The organism is Chitinasiproducens palmae, assembly GCF_900095735.1.
GTDB classification, from domain to species: Bacteria; Pseudomonadota; Gammaproteobacteria; order Burkholderiales; family Burkholderiaceae; genus Chitinasiproducens; species Chitinasiproducens palmae.
Genome location: NZ_FNLO01000016.1, coordinates 1 through 24,193, shown reverse-complemented (window position 1 = coordinate 24,193; position 24,193 = coordinate 1). Strand labels below are relative to the sequence as shown.

Below are 24,193 nucleotides of genomic sequence, written 5' to 3'. Positions count from 1 at the left end.
AATGCGCATGGACGACAAAAGGTTTGTAATACACTAGCAACGCCGCGCCGGCGCCTGTCAGGCGCCGGACTGTCAGCCGGGCGCCACAGGCGGCCCGGCCTCTCAACCTCTCACCCCACTCAAGTAATCATGCTGCTCATCCCGGCCATCGATCTCAAGGACGGTCAGTGCGTTCGTCTCAAGCAAGGTGATATGGAGCAGGCGACCGTGTTCGCCGACGATCCCGCGGTACAGGCTCGCCATTGGGTCGAGCAGGGCGCGCGGCGCTTGCATCTGGTGGACCTGAACGGCGCGTTTGCGGGCAAGCCGCGCAACGAGGCGGCGATCCGCGCCATCGTGCAGGCGGTGGGCGAGGACATTCCGGTACAACTCGGCGGCGGCATCCGCGACATGAACACCATCGAGCGCTACCTGGACGACGGCGTGTCCTACGTGATCATCGGCACGGCGGCGGTGAAGAACCCGGGGTTCCTGAAGGAGGCGTGCAGCGCGTTCGCCGGTCACATCATCGTCGGCCTCGACGCGAAGGACGGCAAGGTCGCGACCGACGGCTGGAGCAAGCTGACCGGCCACGAGGTGGTGGACCTGGCGAAGAAGTTCGAGGATTATGGCTGCGAGTCGATCATCTACACCGACATCGGCCGCGACGGCATGTTGCAGGGCATCAACATCGAAGCGACCGTGCGGCTGGCGCGCGCGGTGCGCATCCCGGTGATCGCCTCGGGCGGTCTGGCCGGCGAAGCCGACATCGATGCGCTTTGCGAGGTCGAGCCCGAGGGCATCGAAGGCGTCATCTGCGGGCGCGCGATCTACTCCGGCGATCTCGACTTCGCCGGCGCGCAGCGGCGCGCCGACGCGTACGGCACGTCGAACGAAGAGGCCGTCTGACGGCAGCGCGCCCATGCCGGCCGGCGCCGAGCCGCGCCCGGCCGCGGCTCGGCGCCGATCGCGTCGTCGCCGCCATTCCATTGCGCCGGCCCCGGGCCGGCCTGTTTCCGAGAAGAAGATGGCTCTCGCAAAACGCATCATCCCCTGCCTGGACGTGAACGCCGGGCGGGTGGTCAAGGGCGTCAATTTCGTCGAACTGCGCGACGCCGGCGATCCGGTCGAGATCGCGCGTCGCTACGACGCCGAAGGCGCCGACGAGTTGACCTTTCTCGATATCACCGCGACCTCGGACGCGCGCGACCTGATCCTGCCGGTGATCGAATCGGTGGCATCGCAGGTGTTCATTCCGCTGACGGTCGGCGGTGGCGTGCGCAGCGTCGACGACGTGCGCCGCCTGCTCAATGCCGGTGCCGACAAGATCAGCATGAATTCGCAGGCGGTGGCGCACCCCGAACTGGTGGGCGAAGCGAGCGCCAAATACGGCGCGCAGTGCATCGTCGTCGCCATCGATGCGAAGCGGGTGCCGTCGGATGACGACACGGCCGCGCCGCGCTGGGAAGTCTTCACGCACGGCGGCCGGCGTGCGACGGGGCTGGACGTCGTCGAGTGGGCGAAGCGGATGGCCGGGCTTGGCGCCGGCGAAATCCTGCTGACCAGCATGGATCGGGACGGTACGCGGCAGGGCTTCGACCTGGCGCTGACCCGCTCGGTATCCGACGCGGTCAACGTGCCGGTCATCGCCTCGGGCGGGGTCGGCGGACTTGGCGACCTCGCCGCTGGCGTGCTCGAAGGACACGCCGACGCGGTGCTCGCGGCCAGCATCTTCCACTACGGCCAGCACACCGTCGGCGAGGCGAAGCGCTACATGGCCGAGCGCGGCATTCCGGTACGGCTCTGACCGACGGCGCGCGCGTTGCAGCGCGGCAATGGGGCGGCGGTGCGGCACGGTTGGGAAACAGGAGAAGCAGATGGAGCAGCAGACCACGGGCGGCGACTGGCTCGACCACGTGCGCTGGGACGCGAACGGACTGGTGCCGGCGATCGCCCAGGAAAAGGGCAGCAACGACATCCTGATGTTCGCCTGGATGAACCGCGAGGCGCTCGCCGAAACCGTGCGCACCGGCCAGGCCGTGTACTGGTCCCGTTCGCGCAACCGGCTCTGGCGCAAGGGCGAGGAGAGCGGGCACGTGCAGCACGTGCACGAGATCCGGCTGGACTGCGACGAGGACGTGGTGCTGCTCAAGATCGACCAGGTTGGCGGCATCGCCTGCCATACCGGCCGGCACTCCTGCTTTTTCCAGAAATTCGAGGGCGATGCGGCCAACGGTACGTGGGTTGCCGTCGAGCCGATCCTGAAAAATCCGGAACATATCTACAAATGAACGAGTCTAGTGCGTTATCGGATACGCTCGCGCGGTTGGGGGCCGTCATCGACGGCCGTCGCGGCGGCGATCCGGAGCGGTCCTATGTCGCGCGCCTGTTCCACAAGGGCGACGACGCGATCCTGAAAAAGATCGGTGAGGAAGCCACCGAGGTCGTGATGGCGGCCAAGGATTGCCGGCATGGTCTGCCGGCCAGCAAGCTGGTGGGCGAGGTCGCCGACCTCTGGTTTCACTGCCTGGTCCTGCTGTCCCACTATGAACTGTCGCCCGGCGACGTCGTGGCCGAACTCGAGCGGCGCGAAGGCCTGTCGGGCATCGAGGAAAAGGCGATGCGCAAGGTGCTGGACCGGGAGCGGTCCGGCGACTGAGCCGCGCGCTCGCCTCCCTCGCAACCGGAGAGGTGCATGAACTGGCAGGAAGGGCGGCAGGAAGGCCGCGCGCAACGGCGCAAGGCCGACGTCAGCGATGTGGTCGATGGACGGGTGATCGGCAATGTCGAGGACCGGCTGCGTGTCATCATGCATGTCATTTATGCGCTGTATGCTGCGTCCTGGCTGACGGGTGGCGTGTCCACGCTGGTCGGCGTGATCATCGCGTACGTCAAGCGTCGCGATGCGGCGGGGACTGTCTATGCCTCCCACGCGACCTGGCTGATCCGGACGTTCTGGGGCAGCCTGTGGGTTGGCCTGGTCGGCTTTGCGCTGATGATGGCGGGCGTCGGCCTGGTGGTCCTGCTGCTGCTGGGCGTCTGGATGATCTATCGGATCGTCAAGGGCTGGCTGTATCTCGTCGACCGGCGGCCGCTATATCGGCAAGCCAGCTGAGGCCGTGGCTGCGACCGTTGCCACGGCGGCTGAAGCAGATTGAAGGCGGCACGCCGGCGCCAGGGAATGTTCCCTGTGTGGCCTGCCGCACCGGACTGTTAGAATGGCGCTGACCGGCGCTTTTGAGATGCGCCGCATGCCGGCGCACACTGGAGATTCGCAATGGGTTCGTTGAGTATTTGGCACTGGCTGATCGTGCTGGTGATCGTCGCCCTGGTGTTTGGCACGAAGAAGCTGCGCAACATGGGCAGCGACCTGGGCGGCGCGGTCAAGGGCTTCAAGGAGGGCATGCGCGACTCCGAAGCGGAGGAAGCGGCGCGCAAGGAGCAGATCGCGCGCAACCAGGCGGTCGACGTCGAGGCGCGCGAGCGCACCGAGCACCGTTGAGCCTCGCGGCCGCGGCCTGCCGCGGCGCGACCTTCATCGCATGGCGCGGCCGACGTGCCGTGCCCACCTTGATTCTGCCGCATGCTTGACCTCGGCTTATCGAAGCTCGCCGTCATCGGCGTCGTGGCGCTCGTGGTCATCGGACCCGAGCGCCTGCCGCGCGTGGCGCGCACGGCTGGCGCCCTGCTGGGCCGCGCGCAGCGCTACATCAACGACGTGAAGTCGGAAGTCACGCGCGAGATGGAACTGGACGAATTTCGCTCGATGAAGAGCAAGTTCGAGCAGTCCGCGCAGGACTTCAACCAGTCCATGAACGACGGACTGCGGCGTCACGAGGACGAGCTCAACGACGCCTGGCGTGCCGGTACGCACGTCGATGGCGTCGATCCGGCGCCTGAAACCGCGATCGACCATGCGCCGCCCGGGGAGACCCTGGCCGACTTCGGCACCGTTCACCGCCACACGCCGCCAAAGCGCTCGAAGACGGCAAATTGGCGGCAGCGGCAGGGTGCGTTGCCAGGCTGGTATAAACGGGCCAACGCGAAGCGGTCGCGCGTACAGTCGGGCGCGGCACGGGTGGCGAGCATCGCGCGGCGCGGCGGCGACAACGCCGAGCGGCGCACTTCATTTTTCTGAACGGCATTGACACCCGGCCAGGGCCACGGCTGCCACGTGGCCAGACCGGAGCGGCGGGCATGATGGGACGGACGGCGTGAGCGAACAAATCGGTACCGAAGACACCTTCATTTCGCATCTCGTCGAACTGAGGAACCGGATCGTGCGCGCGGGTCTGGCCGTGATCGTGGTCTTCGTTTCGCTGGTCTACTGGGCGCCGGACATCTTCCGGCTGCTGGCGCGGCCGCTGCTGCAGAACCTGCCGGCCGGCGGCAAGATGATCGTGACGGACGTCACCGGCTCCTTCTTCGTGCCGATGAAGGTCACGCTGATGGTGGCCTTCGTGATCGCGTTGCCCATCGTGCTGTACCAGATCTGGGCGTTCGTGGCGCCCGGCCTGTACCAGCACGAGAAGCGGCTGGTGACGCCGCTGGTCTCCAGCAGCTACGTGCTGTTCCTGGCCGGCATGGCGTTCGCCTACTACGTCGTGTTCCCGACGATCTTCCGGGTCATGGCGCACTACAACGCGCCGCTCGGCGCGGAGATGTCGACCGACATCGACAACTATCTCAGTTTCACGCTGACGATGTTCCTGTGCTTCGGCATCACGTTCGAGGTGCCGATCGTCGTCGTCCTGCTGGTGCGGTTGGGCTTTCTGACCGTTGCCAAGCTCAAGGAGATCCGCCCGTACGTGATCGTCGGCGCGTTCGTGATCTCCGCGGTGGTCACACCGCCGGACGTTGTTTCGCAACTGATCCTGGCCGTGCCGCTGGTCGTGCTGTACGAAGTCGGCCTGATCGCGGCGGCGTTGCTGAACCGCCGCGCGGCGAAGGCTGAAGTCGAGGCCGAAGTCGAGGCAGAAGCAGCGGCGAAAGCAGCAGCGAACGCGGAGAGCAAGGCCACCGCGGCGTCGACCGGCAACGTCGACGACGGACCCGCTGCCAGCTGACGCTGCTCGGCAGGAGTCGGCGCAGGCGGCGCGCCTGACGCTGACAGTGGGATGCGGGTGGCGCGCTGCGTGACGCAGGGCGGATGCAACCCCGCCGCAGATCCGTCGCTAGCCCGCCGCAAACCCGTCACATCCTTGCCGCAAGCCCGCTGCCATTTCCCGCAGATGCGTCGTCACGCGGGCAGTGCGAGCGCGACCGGCGATCCGGCGGCGCATACGCCCGCGCGTCCGGACGATCGCGAACCCGCATTGGGGTTCGGAGACGTCCTCGCATTGCCTATCATCGCGCCGTCCCAGCACCACCGTATCGGTGCCGCAATGGCGACGATGGCCGGAGTGGCCGGAGTGACGGCCGATCGCGCTTCCGTATCGCAGTTGGCTGGCGGCCGATCGGGCCCCGCCTTGGCGCGGACCCGGCAAGCCGCGTGCCGGCACCGGACAACCACGGCTCCGGGTGACCGCAAGCGGCAGGTGCCTCGCGCGAAGAGACGCGTTGCTTTGCCGGGAATGACTCGCGCGGACTGCGCCGCCCGGTTTCCCGCAGTCCACCGGCCGAGTGCTTCAGCTGGCTGCGGGACCGGGCCGCATCACTCCTCGTCGTTGCGGCTGGCGCGTCGCGACGGCATCGGGCGACGTCCGATCTTGATCGTCAGGTCCACCGGCTTGTTGCGACGGATGATGTGAAGGATCGCATCGGTTCCGGGCGCGATCTTCGCAATCGTGTTCAGCAGCCGGGTCGTCTCGTCGATCTTGTCGCCATCGACTCCGACGATGATGTCGCCCGGCTTGACGCCCGCCTTGTCGGCCGGACCGCCTTGCAACACCCCCGCGACGATCGCGCCGCTGGTCTGGTCCATCTTGAACGACTCGGCAATCTCGGGCGTCAGATCCTGCGGTTCGACCCCGATCCAGCCGCGCGTCACCGTGCCGGTTGTCAGCAGGCTGTGCAGCACCGCGGTGGCGGTGGAGACCGGCGTGGCGAAACCGATGCCCAGCGAGCCACCGCTGCGCGAGTAGATGGCCGTGTTGATGCCGATCAGGTTGCCCTTCACGTCCACCAGCGCACCACCGGAATTGCCCGGATTGATCGCCGCATCCGTCTGGATGAAGTCCTCGAACGGGGTAATACCAAGATGGTTGCGGCCCAGTGCGCTGATGATGCCCATCGTGACGGTCTGCCCGACACCGAACGGATTGCCGATCGCCAGCACGACGTCGCCGACGCGCGGCGGATCCTTGCGGTCGAGCGAAATCGTCGGCAGGTCCTTCTCGTCGATTTTCAGGACGGCCAGATCGGTGTCCGGGTCGACGCCAATCAGCTTTGCGCGCTTCTTGCGACCGTCCGCCAGCGCGACTTCGATCTCGTCGGCGCCGTCGACGACGTGCTGGTTCGTTAGAATGTAGCCGTCGGAGCTGACGATCACGCCGGAGCCGAGATTGGAGACCGGCGAATCGTCCTGCCGCTGGCCCTTCTTGCCGTAGTAATAGCGATACATCGGATCGTTCGCGTTGCGCTTGCCGCGCCGCGGACGGTCCTTGCTGGAAAACACGTTCACGACGGCAGGCATGGCGCGCTGTGCCGCATCGCTGTACGAGTCGAGGCACTGCGTGCACGCAGGCGCGATCGGCAGCGCCGCGCGCCCCGGCCGGACGCGCTCGGTGCCGGCGGGCTTGCCGGTCAAATGACGCCAGTTCAGCCATTGCGGTTGCAGCGTCGCGACGATGAACAGCAGCGCCAGCGCGACCGTCACAACTTGCGCGAACAGCAGCCAAAGGCGTCTAAGCATCCGAATATCGAGACCGAATATGGACAGGAACGAACTGGAATTGTATCTGAACAATCTGCTTGAAACCGGACGGTTCAGAGACTACTGCCCGAACGGGCTGCAGGTGGAAGGACGGCGGCAGGTGGAGAGAATCGCGACGGGCGTGACCGCGTCGCAGGAATTCCTGGAAGCCGCGCTGGAATGGGGCGCCGATGCGGTGCTGGTCCACCACGGGTATTTCTGGAAGAACGAACCGGCGCCGATACGCGGCATCAAACACCGGCGGTTGCGCACGCTGCTGACCAACGACATCAACCTGTTCGCGTATCACCTGCCGCTGGACGACCATCCCGAATTCGGCAACAACGCGCAGCTTGGCAAGCAACTGGGCTTTATCGCCGACGCCCGGTTCGGCGACAACAGCCTGGGCTGGCAGACCTCCCTTGCCGTGCCGCTCAGCGTCGAGGCGCTGCGGCGGCATATCGAGAACGTGCTCGGTCGCACGCCGCTGGTGCTTGGGCCCGACGACGTCGACCTGCGCCGCATCGGCTGGTGCACCGGCGGTGCCCAGGGGTATTTCGCCGATGCCATCGAAGCCGGCGTCGATGCCTTCATCAGCGGCGAGGTGTCGGAGCAGACCACGCATCTGGCGCGCGAGACCGGCGTCGTCTATTTCGCCGCCGGCCACCATGCGACCGAGCGCTACGGGGTGCAGGCACTGGGCGATCACCTGGCCGACACATTCGAGATCGAACACAATTTCTTCGATATCGATAATCCGGTCTGACGTCGCGCGCACCGGTCCGGGCAGATCAACGCGCCGGCCATGCGCGCCGGACAATATTCTGTAAACTGCCGACGCGCCGAGGCAGCGTCTTTTTACGCGAATTTCGCCGTAGTTCCGCTTGAAAGCGGCAGCCTGCGTGCGAACTTGAACCGCTTCGAACCGGCGGGGGCTGTGTATTGCCTGCGCGAAAGGGCATAATTATGCCTGTTGCGCCAGACTGCCGAGCGTGATAGCCGGCTCGCCCGACTACCGGGTGGTCTGGATCGTCCAAGAGGAAAACGTCATGATGGTTTTGTATTCGGGCACGACGTGCCCGTTCTCCCAGCGCTGCCGCCTGGTTTTGTTCGAAAAGGGCATGGACTTCGAGGTCCATGATGTCGACCTTTACAACAAGCCGGAAGACATCGCGGTAATGAACCCGTACGGTCAGGTGCCGATTCTCGTCGAGCGCGATCTGATCCTGTACGAGTCGAACACCATCAACGAATACATCGACGAGCGCTTCCCGCACCCGCAGCTGATGCCGGCCGATCCGGTCCAGCGCGCCCGTGCCCGGCTGTTCCTGATCAATTTCGAGAAGGAACTGTTCTCGCACGTCGGCAATCTCGAAAACGAGAAGGGCAAGGGCGCCGAGAAGCTGCACGAAAAGGCGCGGCTGGCGATCCGTGACCGGCTGACCCAGCTGGCACCGATCTTCCTGAAGAACAAGTACATGCTTGGCGACGAGTTCTCGATGCTGGACGTCGCGATCGCCCCGCTGCTGTGGCGCCTCGACCATTACGGCATCGAACTGTCGAAGAACGCCGCGCCGCTGCTCAAGTACGCGGAACGCATCTTCAGCCGCCCTGCGTACATCGAGGCACTGACGCCGTCGGAAAAGGTGATGCGCCGCTGAAACGGGCGCGACTTACCCGGCCATCCCGCAAGGGATCGGCCCGCAGTCAAGGAGAAAGGGCGCACGGCGCCCTTTCGCTCGAAGCGCTCCGTGGGAGTGAGCAACCGTCCGAGGGAGGACAGCATGGCGGAGACATCGACCAAGCCTTACATGCTGCGCGCGCTGCATGAATGGTGCACCGACAACGGCTACACGCCGTATATCGCGGTGCGCGTCGACAATCGCACGCAGGTGCCCCAGCAATTCGTCTCGAATGGCGAGATCGTGCTGAACGTCAGTTACGATGCGACGGGCCAACTGCAGATCGACAACGACTGGATCCAGTTCAATGCCCGCTTCGGCGGCACGCCGTACAAACTCGAAATCCCGGTCAGCAATGTGCTCGCGATCTACGCGCGCGAAAACGGCCAGGGCATGGCCTTCCCGGTTGAAGAGGGCGAAGCCGGCAACGAGGCGGAAGCGCATCTCGACGACACCCCGATCGCCCCTCCGCCGTCTGAGCGGCCGAGCGTGCATCTGGCCGAAGTGCCGGGTACCGGCGATGGCGGCGATGGCGGCGATGGCGGCGATGGCGGCGACGGCCCGCCGAGCAGCGATGGTCCACCCGACGGCGAGCCGGCCAAACCAGGCGGCCGGCCACATCTGAAGGTAATCAAATAGGGTAGAATCCTCGACTCAGCCGGCTTAGCTCATCTGGTAGAGCAGTTGATTTGTAATCATCAGGTGGCGGGTTCGAGTCCTGCAGCCGGCACCAAACACGAGACGGGTTACGCGATATTCGCGTAACCCGTTTGCTTTTATAGGTGGCGAGCATTATCACTGCGGCATCGCGCCGAGATTTCGATGCTGCTTGCCAGCGGCGGCGCGCATGTCGCTGGTGCGAGGCCGATCACCTTCGTCGGCACCCTGCCGTGCTTGATGCCAGGCGATCCGACGCTTCCGCCGCCCCGGCGGTGCGTCCCTCGCATGAGCCTACCTTGTTCGCGACGAAGGCCCCGGTCGCCACGCTGTCCACTGCGTGACGTCATCTGTCGTCCGCTTGCTCATCGGTGCTTCCGCGGGGACAACGTGAACGGGCGGTCAGCGGCGTCTTGCAACAGCAAGATATGCTAGAGTTGAAAGAGGAGATGGCGTTCCTCCTTCAACCGCAGCCTTTACCGGCTGCTGATGACGCCTACAGACACCTGATCTCGGTCGGGGCTGTAGGCACTCGCTCCCGCATCCCCTGCCGTTGGTCAGCACGATTCACTCGAGCAGACACGACCAATGCGCGGATTTCGCCGACTCGAACAACTTGAGCTATTGCCCTACATCGGCAAGTGGCTCGTCATCGCCAGCGTTGTCGCCTTTCTGGCAGGCACCGCCTCCGCCTTCTTTTTGGTTTCCCTCGATCACGCCACAGCTTGGCGAGAAGCGCACCACTGGGTCGTTTGGCTGCTGCCGGTCGCCGGTTGCGGTGTCGGGTGCATCTATCATTTATTGGGCAAGACAGTCGATGGCGGCAACAACCTAATCATTGACGAGATTCACGACCCGAAGAAAGTCGTGCCCTTGCGCATGGCGCCGCTGGTCCTGGGTGGTACGGTCGTTTCACATTTGTTCGGGGCATCGGTCGGCCGCGAAGGGACCGCCGTGCAGATGGGCGGCGCACTGGCCGACCAGCTCACCCACGTGTTTCGCATGAAGCACGCCGATCGCGGCATCCTCTTGATGGCCGGCATCAGTGCGGGCTTCGCATCGGTGTTCGGTACGCCGCTGGCAGGGGCGGTGTTCGGCCTCGAAGTCCTCGCTATCGGGCGCATGCGTTATGACGCACTGTTCCCATGCGTCCTTGCCGGCATTCTCGCCGATCAGGTCTGTCTGGCCTGGGGCGTTCATCACACGCATTACGCAATCCGCGAAATCGTGCCGGTCCGCGTGTGGAGTGTACTTGCCGTGGTTGCCGCCGGCATTGTGTTCGGCCTCGTTGGCATGGTGTTCGCCAACGCCACTCACAAGCTCAGCGGGTTGGTCAAACGCCACATCACTTATGCGCCGCTGCGTCCCGCCGCTGGCGGCATCGTCATCGCCACGGCGGTGTGGGCGCTTGATGCTTACCGCTACATTGGCTTAGGCATTCCTGACATCGTGCGCTCCTTCGAGAAACCGATGGCACCGTGGGACTTTCTCGGCAAACTCGGATTTACGGTCGTCTCGCTTGGCACGGGCTTCAAGGGCGGGGAAGTTACGCCGTTGTTCTACATCGGCGCAACGCTGGGCAATGCGTTGGCGCCGCTGCTGCATCTGCCGTTCGCCATGCTCGCTGGCATCGGCTTCGTCGCTGTGTTCGCCGGGGCTGCCAACACGCCCGTCGCCACGACACTCATGGCGATCGAGCTGTTCGGCGCAGAAGTTGGCCCTCTTGCCGCCATCGGCTGTTTTACGGCGTATTTGTTCTCAGGGCACACCGGCATCTATCACGCCCAGCGCGTCGGCCATGGCAAACACAGCCGATATCGGCGCAGCTCTCCCGAAGCGTTACGCATTGCCGATCTGGCGCATGTCGACAAGCGAAGGAACGGGCCGGCGGACGCGTCGCCGCCCACTCCGGCGGATGAAACCGGATCGGCTGTCATGCGCAAGAAAGACCTTCGATGATCTCGCAAATGAATCCGTTGCACGTTGCCGCATTGCGGCTGTATTTTCCGGTCGCCACCAAAGCCAAGGCCACGCGCTTCTGGCATCACTTGAACGCGCCGGCACTGGCGCACCATCTCCTAACGGTGGCCAAGGCAGCCAACATCCAGCAAGCCGTGCTGCATCAGGTCAGCTCTGGCTACCTGCCTGGGGAACGGCTGTCGCATCTTCACCCGGAATTGACCGGCATGCGGCATCCGCAATGCCTGGAATTGTTGGACACCGAGCAGCGCTTGCGCGAGTTCATGCTTGAACATGCCGACGAACTGCGCAAGGTTCATGCGGTTCTGTTTCTGTGCGAGTTGCCGCTCGGTCACGATCGAGCTATGCATGCGGCTCGTGCGCGCAAGGCGAGCTGATTGTGAATGGCCGCGCATGTACCCGCTGCCCGGCCAGCCGGTGGCGGACGGCGCTGAAGCGCATTCGCGTCAACCGAGGATGCCGACATAAGCGGCGCGGCGGCCCCGGGAGACGAGAATGACACGGAAGGATCCGAGATCGAGCCGGTCCCGTCAGGCATCGAGCGTGCTCGTCGCGTGGCTGTCGTCGTGCGCTCCGTACGCCTGCAGGGAACGTTTAGGATGCCGGACGCATGCAGTCCACCGAGCTGAGCTAGCGCGCCGAGGTTCAATCGCCGACGACTGACTCCGGGTGCGTCAGCAATGCCTGAGCGGTGCGGCGCCGACCGCTCTGGCGTGCCGCACGTTCAGATCAACCTTTCCCGCGAACGCGCGATGCGTGGGCGGCGGCGCGGTGGCGGCGAAGGGGTGCGGCATGCCTCGTCAAGCTGTCGAAGCGCCTCTGCCACGCGGGCATTCAGCTTGGCATCCGGACTCGCCGTAAGCCATGGCGACAGCGCCTGGGCCGGGGCCGGCGGCTCGTCGCCGAGCGCGTGGCGCCTGCTTGCATCCATCGCTGCACCCATCGTTGCATCCATCACCGCAGCCGCGCCCGTGGCATCGACACGCTTCGCATCGCGCGACGCGCCCGTCGCGTCTGTCTCGCCACGCATGCTCGGCATCGCAGGATTGGTATTGACGGAGTGGCGCGTCACATGTCCCGCGGCCGATGCGGCCGATGCGGCCGACCGAGCCGGATCGTATGGGTGCCCGTCCGCTGACACGCCGGAGGCCGACGTGCCGACCGCGGTATCGTCAGCTCCGGCGTCAGCGTTACCGTCAGTGTTACTGTCAGTGTTAACGTCAGCGTCGCTCGCTTCGGTGCGCGAGCCGAGGCCGCGCGTGCGCACGGACGCGTCGCTCGTCAGCGTCTCGAAATCGACCTTGTTCCAGCTGAGGCCCCGGCACCGCCGCTCTTCCCGGTCGAAGGCAGTACGACGCCTGCCTATGCCGAGCGCCGTCAGCAGGCGGTCTGACAGGCGACGGATCGTCGACGTCTCGCCCTCGTCTTGCGGGGCGCAATCGACGCCAGCGCGACGCTCGCTCGCACGTGGCCGGGCGCCGGGTTTGTCAGCCACGATGACTTTGTCGCACGCACTTCCCGCAGCAGGCGCGGTCGTATAGGACGACGCACCCGAAGGTGCGGCCGACGCGGAGTCGGGCAGCGTGGAGGTCGATGTCGCGAGCGACGTGGACCCCGACGCCATCGGCGTAGTCGGCTTGATCGGGAAGTGCTCGAAGCGCAGCGAGGCCTGCAGCGCGGCGTCGCCGGCGTCCTGGGCGAGCGCGCCCATCCTGTCCAGCGTCGGGCATGAAACGGTAGCCGCTGCACGTCCGGCAAGCGGGGCGCGGAGCCACTCATCGTCGTGGGCGCGCGGTGTCGCATGCGCCGCTGCGCGAGCTTCCGAATCAGCCTTCGGACGAGCCCCCGAATGAGTTGCCGAATGAGTCGCCGAATGAGTTCGCGAAGATGCCGCCGCGCATGCTCCCGAATGAGCCGCGGCGTCAGCCGGCGCGTCGGTCATCCGCGGCGCGACATTCGGTGACGCGACGCGGACAGCCAGTTCTCGCAGCAGCGCGTGCTTGTGCGCCAACCGCCCGGCATGCTGAACGATTGCGATACCCGCCAGATAGTCGATCTGGCGCATCGCGTCGGCAGCGTCGGCGCCGTCCGACGGTCCGGACCATCCCGCCGCTTCGGAGGGCGCATTGCGCGCGGCCTGGATCGCGTTGGCCAGGTCGCGCCGGCGAACGCCACCCTTGACTTGCGCGAGGCCGTACAACCACGCCACCGATCCGACTGCAGAACTTTCCATGCCGATTGCTTCCTGTCTTGCTATTGAATGGGCGCGTCGGCGCGGCGCCATGGCGGGGTCTGCGGCCGCCGCCGCGCGTGGATGGCTGTTTATATCCGTTGGGCGTATGTCCGGCTACGGCAAAGCGGCTAGCGTCGACGAGGCAAGCGGCGGTGCGCGGTCGGCGAGGCGTGCCACGCCGGCGCCGCGCCGCCTTGCTGGCGCGACTGACAGTCGATCCGCACGTCGCGTTCGCACGCCGCGTTCGCACGTCCGCCGCATCCTCTGCGGCGCGCGGCTGCCGATCGCGCCGTTGCCGTCGTTTCCGATCGATTACGTCGTCTCACGCGCCTATAATCGCTGGCAACAAAAAAACCTAGGAAGGTCCATGGCAGTCGCATCTCTCCTGGCCGGCTTGTCGATCCTCTTGATTGGGGACAGCCATCTGGCCCAGCCGAACTACCTGATTGGCTCGCTGCACGACGCCTTGACTCGACAGGGCGCGAAAGTCCACAGCATCGGTGTCTGCGGCGTGCAGCCGGCGGACTGGACCGTCCGCGTCAACGGTGAGTGCGGCAGTGCCGAACGCGTCGGCAACCGTCCGGCAACAATGACGTCGGGTGCGCAAGCCCACACCGTGCCGGTCGCGCAACTGATCGATGCGGAGCACCCGAATCTTGTGCTGGTCGTGATGGGCGATACGATGGCTGCCTATCAGCAAGTTGATTTCCCGATGAACTGGGCGTGGCAGCAGGTTTCCACGTTGACCGGTGCGATTGGCAAGACCGGCACCCAATGCGCATGGGTAGGACCGGCCTGGGGGCAGGAGGGCGGCAAGTTCGGCAAGACCTATGCGCGTGCCGAGGTCATGAGCCAGTTTCTCGCCGCGAATGTTGCGCCATGCACCTTCATCGACTCGCTGAAGATGTCGCGCCGCGGCCAGTGGCCGACGATCGATGGCCAGCATTTCACCGCGGCTGGCTATCGGGCCTGGGGCGATGCCATCGCGCATGCGGTGGTCACGTTGCCGTCGGTCGCGCGTCGATGAACCACACCGCCGCTCGCCGTGGACCCGGGACGCCGACCCCGGCGGTCGGCGCAAGCCGCGCACCCGCGCGCCGGGTGGGGCGCCGCGTGTCGCACACCGCTGCGCTGCTGTTGTGCAGCCCGCTGGCGGCGACCGCCGCACCGCAGCTCTACGAGACAGGGCCGGCGCGCGACGTTGCGCTGGTGCGCTTCGTCAATGCGGATGCGCAGACCCTCACGGTGACCAGTGCGAACGGCGCTTCCCTCTCATTGTCGCCTGCGGCGCCGATCGGCGACTACCAGCCGGCGCGTGCCGATGCACCGATGAACGGCGCATGGCGCGATGGCACGCAGCGCAGCGCGATCGGCCTGACGCTCCGCGCCGGCGCACTGGCATCGTCGGTGGCGTGGCGCGCGGCCGACGGCGGCTTGCGCAGCACGTCGTTCGTGGAGGCCGGCGTGCCGTTCGACGGCCTGCACGCATCGTTGGCGTTCTACACGGTCGCGGGATGCGAACAGGCAGGGTTGACTGCCGTGCCGGGACAACGCGCCGTTTTCGACAAACAGGGGCCGGGCAGCGTCGCGAGACGGGCGGTGAACCCGGTGCGTCTGACCGTGCAAGCACGTTGCGACGGTCGTGCCGTCGGCGCACCGCTCGATCTCGGCCAATTGCAGGCGGGGCAGCGCTACAGCGTGTTTCTGATTCCGGGGCGAGACGGTGCGACGTTGATCGGCGGACGCGACGGGATCGCGCACTGACCGTGGTCTTTGCGTCGCTGCCCTTCCTGACGGTTTTCCTGCCGCTGGCGCTGCTGGCCTATGCGCTGACGCCGGCTCGCCAACGCAACCTGACGTTGCTGCTGTCTAGCTGGCTGTTCTACGGCTGGTGGCATCCAGCGTTTCTGCTGCTGTTCGTCATGCTTACGGTGTGCGCGTGGCTGTCGGGACTTGCGCTCGACCGGGTCTGCCGGGCCGAGCGCGAAGCGGGTAGCGCAGGCAGGTCGGGAGTGGGCTCGCGCCGACGCAGCGGCGTGCTGCTCGCGGCGCTGATCGTAGCGAACCTGGCCGTGCTCGCGTGGTTCAAGTACGCGAACATCGTGATGGAAACGGTGGCGCGGCTCGCGACGCTGCATGGCGCGGCGCCGCTTGCATGGCAGCGTATCGTGCTGCCGATCGGACTGTCATTCACGGTGCTGCAGATCATTTCGTATCTGGTCGACATCCGGCGCGGGCGATTTCGCGCCGAGCGTCGGCCGATCGCTTTCGCCACCTATCTTGCAATGTTCGGGCATCTGGTGGCCGGCCCGATCATCCGCTACGACTGGATTCGCCGTCGGTTGCGGCATCGCAGGCTGCGCTGGCGCAACCTGTGTGCGGGCTCGCGCCGCTTCATGGTCGGACTGGCGATGAAAGTGCTCGTTGCCGACACGCTCGCACCGGTGGTCGCCCAGGTTTTCGGGATGGATGCGCCGCGTTTCGCGGATGCCTGGCTTGGTTGCCTTGCCTACACGCTGCAGCTGTATTTCGACTTCGCGGGCTATAGCGCGATGGCCATCGGCATTGGCACGATGCTGGGGTTCCGATTCCCCGAGAATTTCGCGGCGCCCTATCTGGCAGCCGATCTGGCAGGTTTCTGGCGGCGCTGGCACATCTCGCTGTCGAGCTGGCTGCGCGACTATCTTTATATCCCGCTGGGTGGCAGTCGGCGCGGGCCGATACGAACCGCCGCGAACCTGCTCGCGACGATGGCGCTGGGCGGCCTGTGGCATGGCGCGGACAGCTGGAATTTTCTGTATTGGGGCGTCGCGCACGGTCTCGGACTGATCGTCGTGCACGGCTGGCGCGCCAGCGGCCTGCGCTTGCCGACACTGTGCGCCCATGCGTTGACCCTCCTGTTCGTGATGATGTGCTGGACCCTGTTCAGGTCTCCCGACCTGCACACCGCGCTGGCCTTGCTGGCTGCGCAACTGCATGTGGAGGCTGTACCGCCAAGCGTGTCGCTGCAGGATGCGCTGCGCACCCCCGTGGTGTTGGCCTACGCGGCCGGTATCGTGGGCGTGCTGCTGCCAGCGTTGCGCCGCCCCATGCGCCGCCCGGCATGTGCAAGACAGGCACGAGCCGATGGCGCGTCGTTCCGGGCGGTCGCGGCGTTGGCTGGACGCACGACCATGCGCTGCCGCACGTTGCTGACCTGCGCGGCCGCGCTGCTTTCGGTCGCGCTGGTCGCAAGCCGCGGCACGGTGCCGTTTCTCTATTTTCAGTTCTGAGCACGCATGGACCCATTGGCCCCGCACAAGCTTCGCAGGCGCGCTTGGCGTGCACTGCCTGCCGTCGTGCTCGGCGCGATGATGGCAGCCGGGCTGTTGGGCGCCGTCGGGGCGTTGCCGGCCGCGTGGCGGGCGCACGGGCGCAACCTCATCGACGACGCCGCGCGGGCGCAATTCAGTGCCGCGCTGGTGGCAACGCCGTTTGCCCAGCGACTGTCTCGCTATCAGCGGGAAGTAAGCTGGTTGTTGCTGCGCGATCTCGGTCCGGCAGTGGCGCGTGGCGACGAAAACTGGCTGTTCCTGCGCGAGGAATGGCAGTTGTTTCCGGGGCGCACCGAGCACGCGCGCCAGCGCGCGGATGCCGTGCTTGCCCTCGACCGTACGTTGCGTGCAGCCGGCATCGCACTGATCGTCGCCGTCGTGCCGGACAAGAGCCGAAGCGTGGCGGCACGACTTGGCGGCCTGCGTCGTCCGCCCGAAATCGCCACGCGGGTCGAGGACTGGACGCGCCATCTGCACGACGGCGGCGTCGATGTGCTGGATCTCACGGCCGTCTTGCAGGGCGAGCAGCGTTTCCTGCACACGGACACGCATTGGAACGAAGCAGGGAGTCGGCTGGCGGCGGACACGATTGCGGTGCGGTTGCGCGCGCGGCAGACGCTCGGCGGCCCATCCGCCGCGACCGTCGCAAGCCGGCAAGCCGCCGTGAGCGAGTGGGGCGACCTGGTGCGGCTGGCGGGCATCGAGCGCCTGCCTGGATGGTTGAAGCCCAGGCCCGACGAAGCGATGCGAACCACTTTCGAGACGCAGGCCGCGGACGACGATCTGTTCGGCGAGGCGGGGACGCCGACCCTGGTCGTGGTGGGTACGTCGTTCTCGCATCGTTCGCAATTCCTACCTTGGCTGCAACACGCTACTGGCACGCCGGTCGCCGACTTCGCGCAGGACGGCGGCGGCTTCGCCACTGCCGCGCGCGCCTACTTCGACAGCGCCGCCTTCGCCGAGCACCGGCCGCGTGCGATCGTGTGGGAGATACCGGAACGCGCGCTCGAAGCGCCGCTCGACTCGGTCGAAGCGGCATGGCTGGACATCGTCTCGCGCCGGCAGCGGGCGGCCACCGAGGCAAGCCGCGCAGCCTCGGCGAAACCGTAGCGCGACCCATCGCTGCAACGCAGTCGGTCGCGGCAGCAACAGCGGTCAACGGCCGCAATGTCACGCATTTTGTCTTGAGCGGCCGACCCTAGGGCATAATCGCGTGATGGGTGGCCGCGTCCCTCTGTTGCGCGCGGTATGCGGCCCACCTCTGCACGATGGCTCACGCAGGCGTCGCGATCTTCTTGGATGCCGTCTTGCGGCCAGACCTGCACTCCGATCTGCGCGCGCAGTTGCAGCCGCGACCGCGACGCGATTGAAGCGTGCTGGCTGGCCTGCCGCGCATGCATGATGCGACGCATGATCGGTGAAAGTGCGGGCGGGTCGCCGCGCGGGGGGCGGAAACGCCATTACAGCGTGCCGCGGTTGCCGCGGTTTCCGCATGGTTGCCGCGTTGCCATCCATTGCTTTGTCTCCAGCCTGACCGCCGCTCCGCTGCCCTCGATGTCCGTCCTGTCTTTTATCCGTCCCGCCTCTGCTGCCTCGGTTCCACCTGCTCCGTACACTGCGCAGCGTGCGTCGCGATCGGCGCTACCGATCTGGCTGTTGGCTGCCGCGATCCTGCTGTCGCTGCTGCTCTCGCCATCGCGGCTCGCGCATGCTGCGTTTGCGCGCCCGGCGTTGACCTCGCGCGCGGCCTTCGTCGTCGACATGAACAGTGGCCGGACGCTTTATGCGAAGAACGCCGATCGCGTGTATCCGCTTGCATCGCTGACGAAGCTGATGACAGGCATGGTCGCGCTCGATGCCAAGCCGACGATGTTTGCGCCGTTGAAGGTGACCAACGACGACGTCGACCGGCTCAAGTGGTCGAAGTCGCGCTTGCCGGTGGGGTCGATCCTGATGCGGCGCACGCTGCTGCACATCGCGCTGATGTCGTCGGAGAACCGCGCCGCGTCCGCGTTGAGCCGCCATTACCCGGGCAAGCGTCCAGCCTTCGTGCGCGCGATGAATCGCAAGGCGAAACGCCTGAAGATGACGCGCACGCGTTTCGTCGATCCGACCGGACTGTCGCCGCGCAATGTCTCGACCGCTCGCGACGTCGCCAAGATGGCCCGCGCCGCCTACCGCTATCGGACGATCCGGCGCTATTCGACCGACAAGCAGCAGCGCGTGCTCGGCGGCAACGGCCCGCTGCTGTATCGAAATTCCGACGCGCTGATCCATGCGCATCCGTCCTGGCGGATCGGCCTGCAAAAAACCGGCTTCACCAACGAAGCCGGCCATTGTCTCGTCCTGGCGATGCCGGTGCGCGGCCACGATTATCTGATCGTGCTGCTCGGTGCCCCCGGTCAGTACGCGCATTTCCAGGACGCGATCACGCTGCGGCGCTGGCTCGGCCGGGTTGCCTGAGCGGCGGCCCCGGCAGGCGCGGCCTCAATGCAGGTGCAGCGATCCGATCAGTTCCGAGACGCCCAGCCAGAAGATCTGCACGCCGATGCAGAAGATGATGAAGGCGAACAGCCGCATCGCGACCTGCGTGCCGACCGTGCCCAGCAGCCGGTTCAGATGGCCGGCGAAGCGCATGCAGACATAGATGCTCGCGGACAGGATGGCCAGCGCGACGACCACGCCGATCAGATGGCCCATCGACAGGCCGCTGCGTGGCAGACCCGTGCCGAGCGCGATCGCCACCGCGATTGCGCCGGGACCGACCGTCACCGGCAGCGTCAGCGGGTAGAAGGCCTTGGCGCGCAGCGATGCGGTATGCGCCGCGCTGGGCGCGGCTTCCGTCTGGTCGTCCGCCGGCGACTGCAGCAGCGTCCAGCCTGCCATCGCGATCACGACCCCGCCGGCCACGCGCAGCACCGGGATCGAAATGCCGAAGAACGACAGCACGTACGCCCCGACCGACAGCGACACCAGCAGCAGCACCAGGCTGTTGAGGGTGATTCGCCGCGCCAGCTCGGCGCGCTCGGCGGGGCTGGCGTGCGGCACGATGCTGAGCACGATGAAGGCGGCGGCCGGCGGGTTGATGATGGGAAACAGGCCGGCCACGATCAGCAGGACGGTGGTCGAGAATTCTTCCAGCATGCGTCTGGTTCCCCTGGGCGCCTGCCGCTGCGGCGTGCGCGGCATGTCGAGCCGCGTATTGTGTCGCGGCGAGGGAATTTCGGGAAGGCTTGACGACGCGGTGACGCATGGCCTCATGCCGGGACCGCGCCGACCGTGCCTCGTCAGCCCACAGCCCTGGGCAGCCCACAGCCAGCCTGGCGCCGCTTGCGCGCCGGTGGCGGAGGGGTCAGCGCCCGCTGCGCTTGTGGAGTGCGCTGGCGCGATGCACGGCGTGCTTGCCGCTCTTCGCGCTTTGCACTTCGTAGGAGGGTGCCTCCGGCGAGGCGGCGACGTGCCGGCCGCGCACGGTGGTGGCGTGCTTGATCACGCGGGTGACCTGACCATGGGTTTCGCCCTGCGGCGTTTGCCAGGCGACCGGATCGTGGGGCTTCAGACGTTGGTTCATCGCATCCTCTGGGTGGCGTGGACGGCCTGCCGGCCGGCGCGTTCGAACGACGCGGCTTTCGAGACGAGTGGCCGCAAGCGGCGTTCCCGCGCGGGCAGGGTGCCTCCCTCTTGCGCGTCATCTGCGGACAGGTCATCCTCTGTCTATCTTTCCGGAGCGGCTCATGACCGTCGCAGACGTACCGCGCAGCATTCCCGACGTGGCAGGCGCCGCGCCAACCGGCTATGAACTCGTTTCGGATGAAACGTTCGGCCGGCGCCGCCTGTTGCGCGCACGGCCCACGTCGCCCGGCGTGGCCGGTGAGCGCGCCTACCTGCATGTCGGCTCGGGCATGTCGGTCAGCGCGTCGGCGCTGCACCACGTCGAGCCCGGCGTCGAGACGATACTGGGCGGCGGCGTCCTGAAAATGCACGTGCGGCTGGCGGGCGAGAGCATGGTCGGCGTTGGACGTTGCGACCGGTCGATCGCCGCGCAGACCTGCTCGGCGCTGATTCACCCACGCGGCGAACGAAAGCTCGAACGCTTCGACGGGGCGGTCAGCGAGCAGTCGGTGACGGTAGCGTGCTCGGCGGCGTTTCTTGCCGAAGAGTATGGCCTCGACCGGACCCCGCAGCCGGCGCCGCTGGCGCGCTTCCTCGCCGGCAGCGACGATGCCCGCTGCGATCTCGACCTGCAATTGCGGCTGGACACGCGCATCGCGGCACGCGCGATTCTCGACGACTTCTTCGGCGCCCGTCCCGAGCCGATGCTGATCGAGGCGCGCGCGCTGGAACTGTTGGGCCAGTTCTTCTCGCAAGTGCGGGATTCGACCGGCACCGAGACGGTACGGCCGTACGATCGGCGCCTTGCGGCGCAGGCCCGTGAGGCCCTCGATGCCTCGCTCGAAGAGCCGCCGGCGCTGGCCGCGCTGGCACGCAGCGTCGGCACGCATCCGGCCAAGCTGATGCGCGTGTTCAAGGCGGTGCACGGGCTGACGATCAGCGAATATGTCGAGGCCGCGCGGATGGCGCGCGCCCACCGCCTGCTGGCCGACGAGAATGTCTCGGTGACCAGTGTCGCGCTGGAAGTCGGCTATCGCCATCCGGGCAATTTCGCGACGGCGTTTAAGCGCCATTTCGGCATCTTGCCGAGCGCCGTGCGGCACGGCCGCTGATTCCTGGCCGGCGCGCCGCGTCCGTTCGACGATTGTCACGCTGCCGGTGCGCATAAGCGATGGCGCGCTTGCGCAAAGGCCGGCCGGCGGCGTTGCTTGCAAAATGAGCGGTCGTTGCCTTGCCGACGGCGAGGCCGTTGCGCGCCACAGCGGAGCAGGACGCACGCGCGGCGGTCGCCGCCGGTGTCCAATCGTGTCACTCCGCCGCTCCGGTGGTCGCCGCTGCGCCATCCTTCGGCCGCTGCAGTCCCGCCAATCACCTCCTTTCCGATGCCGCTCATGACCGCCGCCCCATCCGTGCAGAACACTGTCCCGCGCCGCATGCCCCGGTTCTCGCCCACCCGCGAAGCCGCCGGCTTGGTCTTCGTGTCTGGACAGATGGCGTTCGACGACCAGTTTCAGATCATCGGCGCGGATGTCGTCGAGCAGACCCGTGTATGCCTGAAGCGCATCGAGGCCATGCTCGGCACGCAAGGCTTGTCCCTTGCCGACCTCGTGAAGACCACGGTCTGGCTGAGCCGGGTCGACGATTTCGCCGCGTTCGACGCGGCCTACGGAGAGGAACTGCGCGGGCTGACGCTGCCCAGCCGCTCGACCGTGCGCGCCGACCTGATGGTGCCCGGCGCGTTGGTTGAGATCGAGGCGGTCGCACAGCGCCCGCTGGCTGCCATTTCCAATGCCTGAGGATCCTGTCATGACCGATACGCTTGCCGCCACTGACGCCGCCATCAGCGCCGCCATCAACGCCGACACCATCCGTGAGACCGCGCAGGCCCTGCGCGGCCGCATCGTCGACACGCCGGTCGCGCCGCTGTCCGGGCGCCACGTCGAAAAACTGCTTGGACCGGATGCCGACGTGTGGATGAAGCTCGAACTGTTCCAGAAAACCGGCACGTTCAAGGCGCGCGGCGCGCTCAACGTCGCGAGGCATTTCACCGACGAGGAGCGCGCCCGTGGCGTGACCGCGGTCAGCGCCGGCAACCATGCGGTGGCCGCTGCGTTCGCGGCGCGCGAGATCGGCGCCAGCGCGAAGATCGTCGTGCAGGCCAGTGCCAATCCGCAGCGGCTCGCCGCGGCGCGCAGCTATGGCGCGGAACTCATCCTGCAACCGGACGGCCAGTCGGCATTCGCCGAGATGGAGCGTTTGATTGCCGAGGAAGGGCGAACGATGATCCATCCGTTCGAAGGCCCGCGCACCTCGCTGGGCACGGCCACGCTTGGTCTCGAATTTGTCGAGCAGGTTGCCGATCTCGATGCGGTGATCGTGGCGATCGGCGGCGGCGGGTTGGCGAGCGGGGTGGCCGCGGCGACCAAGATCTTCCGTCCGACCTGCGAGGTATTCGGGGTGGAACCGGAAGATGCCGACGTGATGCGGCGCAGTTTCGACGCCGGTGAACCGGTGCGGATGCCGCGTCCGTCGACCACCATCGCCGACAGCCTGGCGCCGCCGATGACGTTGCCGATGTCGTACGCCCTGTGCCGGCGCTACCTGGACGGGCTGGTCACGGTCTCGGACGACGAAATCCGTCGTGCGCTGGCCGTGCTGTTTCAGGATGGCAAGCTGGCCGTCGAGCCCGCCGCCGCCGCGGCGCTTGCAGCGCTGCTGGGACCGCTGCGCGAGCGGTTGGCGGGCCGCCGGGTTGGGGTGATCGTCTGCGGCGCCAACATCGATCGTGTGACGTTCGGCACGCTTCTCGAACGCGGCACCGCCCTGCTCGACTGAGGCCTGGCGCAGGAGGGGCGCACCGCTCGCGGCGGCCCCTTGGTCCCAGGCGCCACCGGCGCCGCACGAGGTACCGGCCAGAGGCCGGACGTCGTCCAGACAAGCGAACGAACCGACGGGCACTTCGCCCGTCAGTCTTCACTTGCCGCGCCGCCTCTTATCTCAGGGCTGGCGCGTCAGCCAGCCGGTGCGGCCGATCGCGGCCACCGCGAGGGCGCTGATCACGGCCGCGGCGATCACGTAGAAGCTCGGCGCGAGCGCGTTGCCGGTGGTGGCGATCAGCCAGGTGATGATGAACGGCGCGAAGCCGCCGAAGATCGTCACCGACACGTTGTACGCCAGCGACATGCCGGTGGTGCGGGTACGCGTCGGGAACAGCTCCGAGAGCAGCGCCGGCAGCGGTCCGAAGTACGCGCTCAGCACCACGCCGAGGATCACCTGCACGAACAGCAGCGTGCCCAGGCTCGGATGGTTGTGCAGCAGCGCGAACATCGGATAGACCAGCACCAGCAGTACGATGGCCGCGGGCAGCATGATGCGCGTGCGGCCGTGCGTGTCCGAGAGCCGCCCGGCGATCGGCGAGCCGATCATCTGCACCAGTCCGGTGGCGAGCGTGGCGGCGAACGCGACGCTGGCCGGCAGGCCGAGCTGGCGCACCGCATAGGACGGCATGTACAGCACCAGATAGGTTGCCACGGTCGCCAGGATCACCGCGCCCACGCCGTACACGATGCGTCGGCCGTTGTGCGAGAGCGCCTCGCGCAGCGGCGCCTCGCTGCGCTCGCTTGCCAGGAAGGCCGGTGTCTCGGTGGTGTGGCGTCGGATGTAGTACGCCACCGGGCCGATGATCAGGCCGAAGAAGAACGGCACGCGCCAGCCCCAACTGGCCATCTGCGCGGCGTCGAGGTTGCTGGTGAGCGTGACGCCGAAGAGCGCGGCGAGCAGCGTGGTCAGGCCCTGGCTGGCGACCTGGAAGCTGGAGAAGAAACCGCGGCGGTGCTGGGCGTGCTCGGCCATGAAGGCGGTGGCGCTGCCGAACTCGCCGCCG

At 66.8% G+C, this 24,193-nt stretch carries 25 protein-coding genes, 1 tRNA gene, 1 pseudogene and 1 riboswitch; of the genes and pseudogenes, 22 read left to right on the top strand and 5 right to left on the bottom strand.

Annotated features, from left to right (window positions below):
* Positions 1–129: 129 nt before the first annotated feature.
* The 8 genes and pseudogenes from hisA to tatC form a co-directional block, all read left to right on the top strand.
* On the top strand, positions 130–888 hold the full coding sequence (gene hisA, locus BLU54_RS21185; protein ID WP_091912782.1) for a 1-(5-phosphoribosyl)-5-[(5-phosphoribosylamino)methylideneamino]imidazole-4-carboxamide isomerase: 759 nt from the start codon (positions 130–132) through the stop codon (positions 886–888).
* A gap of 118 nt (positions 889–1,006) precedes the next feature.
* Positions 1,007–1,786: an imidazole glycerol phosphate synthase subunit HisF gene (gene hisF, locus BLU54_RS21180; protein WP_091912986.1), complete on the top strand. Its 780-nt coding sequence runs from the start codon at positions 1,007–1,009 to the stop codon at positions 1,784–1,786.
* 70 nt (positions 1,787–1,856) lie between these two features.
* The gene (gene hisI, locus BLU54_RS21175) at positions 1,857–2,270 is read left to right on the top strand and encodes a phosphoribosyl-AMP cyclohydrolase (RefSeq protein WP_091912985.1); all 414 of its coding nucleotides are present in this window, start codon (positions 1,857–1,859) and stop codon (positions 2,268–2,270) included.
* Positions 2,267–2,638, top strand: coding sequence for a phosphoribosyl-ATP diphosphatase (locus tag BLU54_RS21170; protein WP_091912780.1), 372 nt, complete (start codon positions 2,267–2,269; stop codon positions 2,636–2,638). The genes hisI and BLU54_RS21170 overlap by 4 nt, the downstream gene beginning before the upstream one ends.
* A 36-nt stretch (positions 2,639–2,674) precedes the next feature.
* On the top strand, positions 2,675–3,094 hold the full coding sequence (locus BLU54_RS21165) for a DUF4870 family protein (RefSeq protein ID WP_235838071.1): 420 nt from the start codon (positions 2,675–2,677) through the stop codon (positions 3,092–3,094).
* Positions 3,095–3,256: 162 nt separating this feature from the next.
* A complete protein-coding gene (gene tatA / locus BLU54_RS21160) occupies positions 3,257–3,481 on the top strand; it encodes a Sec-independent protein translocase subunit TatA (RefSeq protein ID WP_091912778.1) in 225 nt (74 codons plus the stop codon).
* Between the two features lie 81 nt (positions 3,482–3,562).
* Positions 3,563–4,117, top strand: a complete 555-nt coding sequence (gene tatB, locus BLU54_RS21155; RefSeq protein ID WP_091912776.1) for a Sec-independent protein translocase protein TatB — start codon at positions 3,563–3,565, stop codon at positions 4,115–4,117.
* A 76-nt stretch (positions 4,118–4,193) separates the two neighbouring features.
* Positions 4,194–4,955: pseudogene (gene tatC / locus BLU54_RS21150) on the top strand (twin-arginine translocase subunit TatC); the annotation flags it as partial.
* A 677-nt stretch (positions 4,956–5,632) separates the two neighbouring features.
* Here tatC and BLU54_RS21145 read toward each other — a convergent pair.
* Positions 5,633–6,832 (bottom strand): Do family serine endopeptidase, encoded by a 1,200-nt coding sequence (locus BLU54_RS21145; RefSeq protein ID WP_091912772.1) that lies wholly within the window; start codon positions 6,830–6,832, stop codon positions 5,633–5,635.
* 19 nt (positions 6,833–6,851) lie between these two features.
* Here BLU54_RS21145 and BLU54_RS21140 point away from each other — a divergent pair, with 19 nt between their 5' ends.
* The 6 genes from BLU54_RS21140 to BLU54_RS21115 all read left to right on the top strand — a co-directional run bounded on the left by BLU54_RS21140 (position 6,852) and on the right by BLU54_RS21115 (position 11,528).
* Positions 6,852–7,598, top strand: coding sequence for a Nif3-like dinuclear metal center hexameric protein (locus BLU54_RS21140; RefSeq protein ID WP_091912770.1), 747 nt, complete (start codon positions 6,852–6,854; stop codon positions 7,596–7,598).
* A gap of 283 nt (positions 7,599–7,881) precedes the next feature.
* Positions 7,882–8,493, top strand: coding sequence for a glutathione S-transferase N-terminal domain-containing protein (locus BLU54_RS21135; RefSeq protein WP_091912768.1), 612 nt, complete (start codon positions 7,882–7,884; stop codon positions 8,491–8,493).
* Between the two features lie 123 nt (positions 8,494–8,616).
* Complete coding sequence (locus BLU54_RS21130) at positions 8,617–9,153, top strand: ClpXP protease specificity-enhancing factor (protein WP_091912766.1); 537 nt, start codon at positions 8,617–8,619, stop codon at positions 9,151–9,153.
* A gap of 18 nt (positions 9,154–9,171) precedes the next feature.
* Positions 9,172–9,247: transfer RNA gene (locus tag BLU54_RS21125), tRNA-Thr, on the top strand.
* A gap of 360 nt (positions 9,248–9,607) precedes the next feature.
* Positions 9,608–9,677: riboswitch (Fluoride riboswitch) on the top strand.
* Between the two features lie 82 nt (positions 9,678–9,759).
* Complete coding sequence (locus BLU54_RS21120; RefSeq protein ID WP_091912764.1) at positions 9,760–11,130, top strand: voltage-gated chloride channel family protein; 1,371 nt, start codon at positions 9,760–9,762, stop codon at positions 11,128–11,130.
* Complete coding sequence (locus BLU54_RS21115; protein ID WP_235838070.1) at positions 11,127–11,528, top strand: hypothetical protein; 402 nt, start codon at positions 11,127–11,129, stop codon at positions 11,526–11,528. Before BLU54_RS21120 ends, BLU54_RS21115 begins: the two co-directional genes overlap by 4 nt.
* Positions 11,529–11,875: 347 nt before the next feature.
* Here the strand turns inward: BLU54_RS21115 and BLU54_RS21110 are convergent, their stop codons facing one another.
* Positions 11,876–13,384 carry a hypothetical protein gene (locus BLU54_RS21110; RefSeq protein WP_091912760.1) on the bottom strand — a complete coding sequence of 503 codons (1,509 nt, stop codon included), beginning with the start codon at positions 13,382–13,384 and terminating at the stop codon, positions 11,876–11,878.
* 367 nt (positions 13,385–13,751) lie between these two features.
* Between BLU54_RS21110 and BLU54_RS21105 the strand changes: the two genes are divergently transcribed.
* The 5 genes from BLU54_RS21105 (at position 13,752) to BLU54_RS21085 (ending at position 19,161) form a co-directional block, all read left to right on the top strand.
* The gene (locus BLU54_RS21105) at positions 13,752–14,411 is read left to right on the top strand and encodes an SGNH/GDSL hydrolase family protein (protein WP_091912983.1); all 660 of its coding nucleotides are present in this window, start codon (positions 13,752–13,754) and stop codon (positions 14,409–14,411) included.
* An 86-nt stretch (positions 14,412–14,497) separates the two neighbouring features.
* A complete protein-coding gene (locus BLU54_RS21100) occupies positions 14,498–15,148 on the top strand; it encodes a cell division protein FtsQ (protein ID WP_139169790.1) in 651 nt (216 codons plus the stop codon).
* 2 nt (positions 15,149–15,150) lie between these two features.
* On the top strand, positions 15,151–16,656 hold the full coding sequence (locus BLU54_RS21095) for an MBOAT family O-acyltransferase (RefSeq protein WP_091912756.1): 1,506 nt from the start codon (positions 15,151–15,153) through the stop codon (positions 16,654–16,656).
* A gap of 6 nt (positions 16,657–16,662) precedes the next feature.
* Entirely contained in the window at positions 16,663–17,808 is a 1,146-nt protein-coding gene (locus tag BLU54_RS21090) for an alginate O-acetyltransferase AlgX-related protein (protein WP_091912754.1), read from the top strand.
* 546 nt (positions 17,809–18,354) lie between these two features.
* Entirely contained in the window at positions 18,355–19,161 is an 807-nt protein-coding gene (locus tag BLU54_RS21085; protein WP_235838069.1) for a serine hydrolase, read from the top strand.
* Positions 19,162–19,185: 24 nt separating this feature from the next.
* Here BLU54_RS21085 and BLU54_RS21080 read toward each other — a convergent pair whose 3' ends face one another.
* Together BLU54_RS21080 and BLU54_RS21075 are read right to left on the bottom strand one after the other, a co-directional pair.
* On the bottom strand, positions 19,186–19,842 hold the full coding sequence (locus tag BLU54_RS21080) for a MarC family protein (protein WP_091912752.1): 657 nt from the start codon (positions 19,840–19,842) through the stop codon (positions 19,186–19,188).
* 208 nt (positions 19,843–20,050) lie between these two features.
* The gene (locus BLU54_RS21075) at positions 20,051–20,269 is read right to left on the bottom strand and encodes a hypervirulence associated TUDOR domain-containing protein (protein ID WP_091912750.1); all 219 of its coding nucleotides are present in this window, start codon (positions 20,267–20,269) and stop codon (positions 20,051–20,053) included.
* A 163-nt stretch (positions 20,270–20,432) separates the two neighbouring features.
* Between BLU54_RS21075 and BLU54_RS21070 the strand changes: the two genes are divergently transcribed.
* The 3 genes from BLU54_RS21070 to BLU54_RS21060 all read left to right on the top strand — a co-directional run bounded on the left by BLU54_RS21070 (position 20,433) and on the right by BLU54_RS21060 (position 23,145).
* Complete coding sequence (locus tag BLU54_RS21070; protein ID WP_091912748.1) at positions 20,433–21,422, top strand: helix-turn-helix transcriptional regulator; 990 nt, start codon at positions 20,433–20,435, stop codon at positions 21,420–21,422.
* A 270-nt stretch (positions 21,423–21,692) separates the two neighbouring features.
* Positions 21,693–22,106 carry a RidA family protein gene (locus BLU54_RS21065; RefSeq protein WP_235838068.1) on the top strand — a complete coding sequence of 138 codons (414 nt, stop codon included), beginning with the start codon at positions 21,693–21,695 and terminating at the stop codon, positions 22,104–22,106.
* Positions 22,107–22,116: 10 nt separating this feature from the next.
* Positions 22,117–23,145 (top strand): threonine/serine dehydratase, encoded by a 1,029-nt coding sequence (locus BLU54_RS21060; RefSeq protein WP_091912980.1) that lies wholly within the window; start codon positions 22,117–22,119, stop codon positions 23,143–23,145.
* Between the two features lie 162 nt (positions 23,146–23,307).
* On the opposite strand, the gene BLU54_RS21055 is transcribed toward BLU54_RS21060, so the two are convergent.
* On the bottom strand, positions 23,308–24,193 hold an 886-nt coding region (locus BLU54_RS21055), incomplete at its 5' end, for an MFS transporter (RefSeq protein ID WP_139169789.1).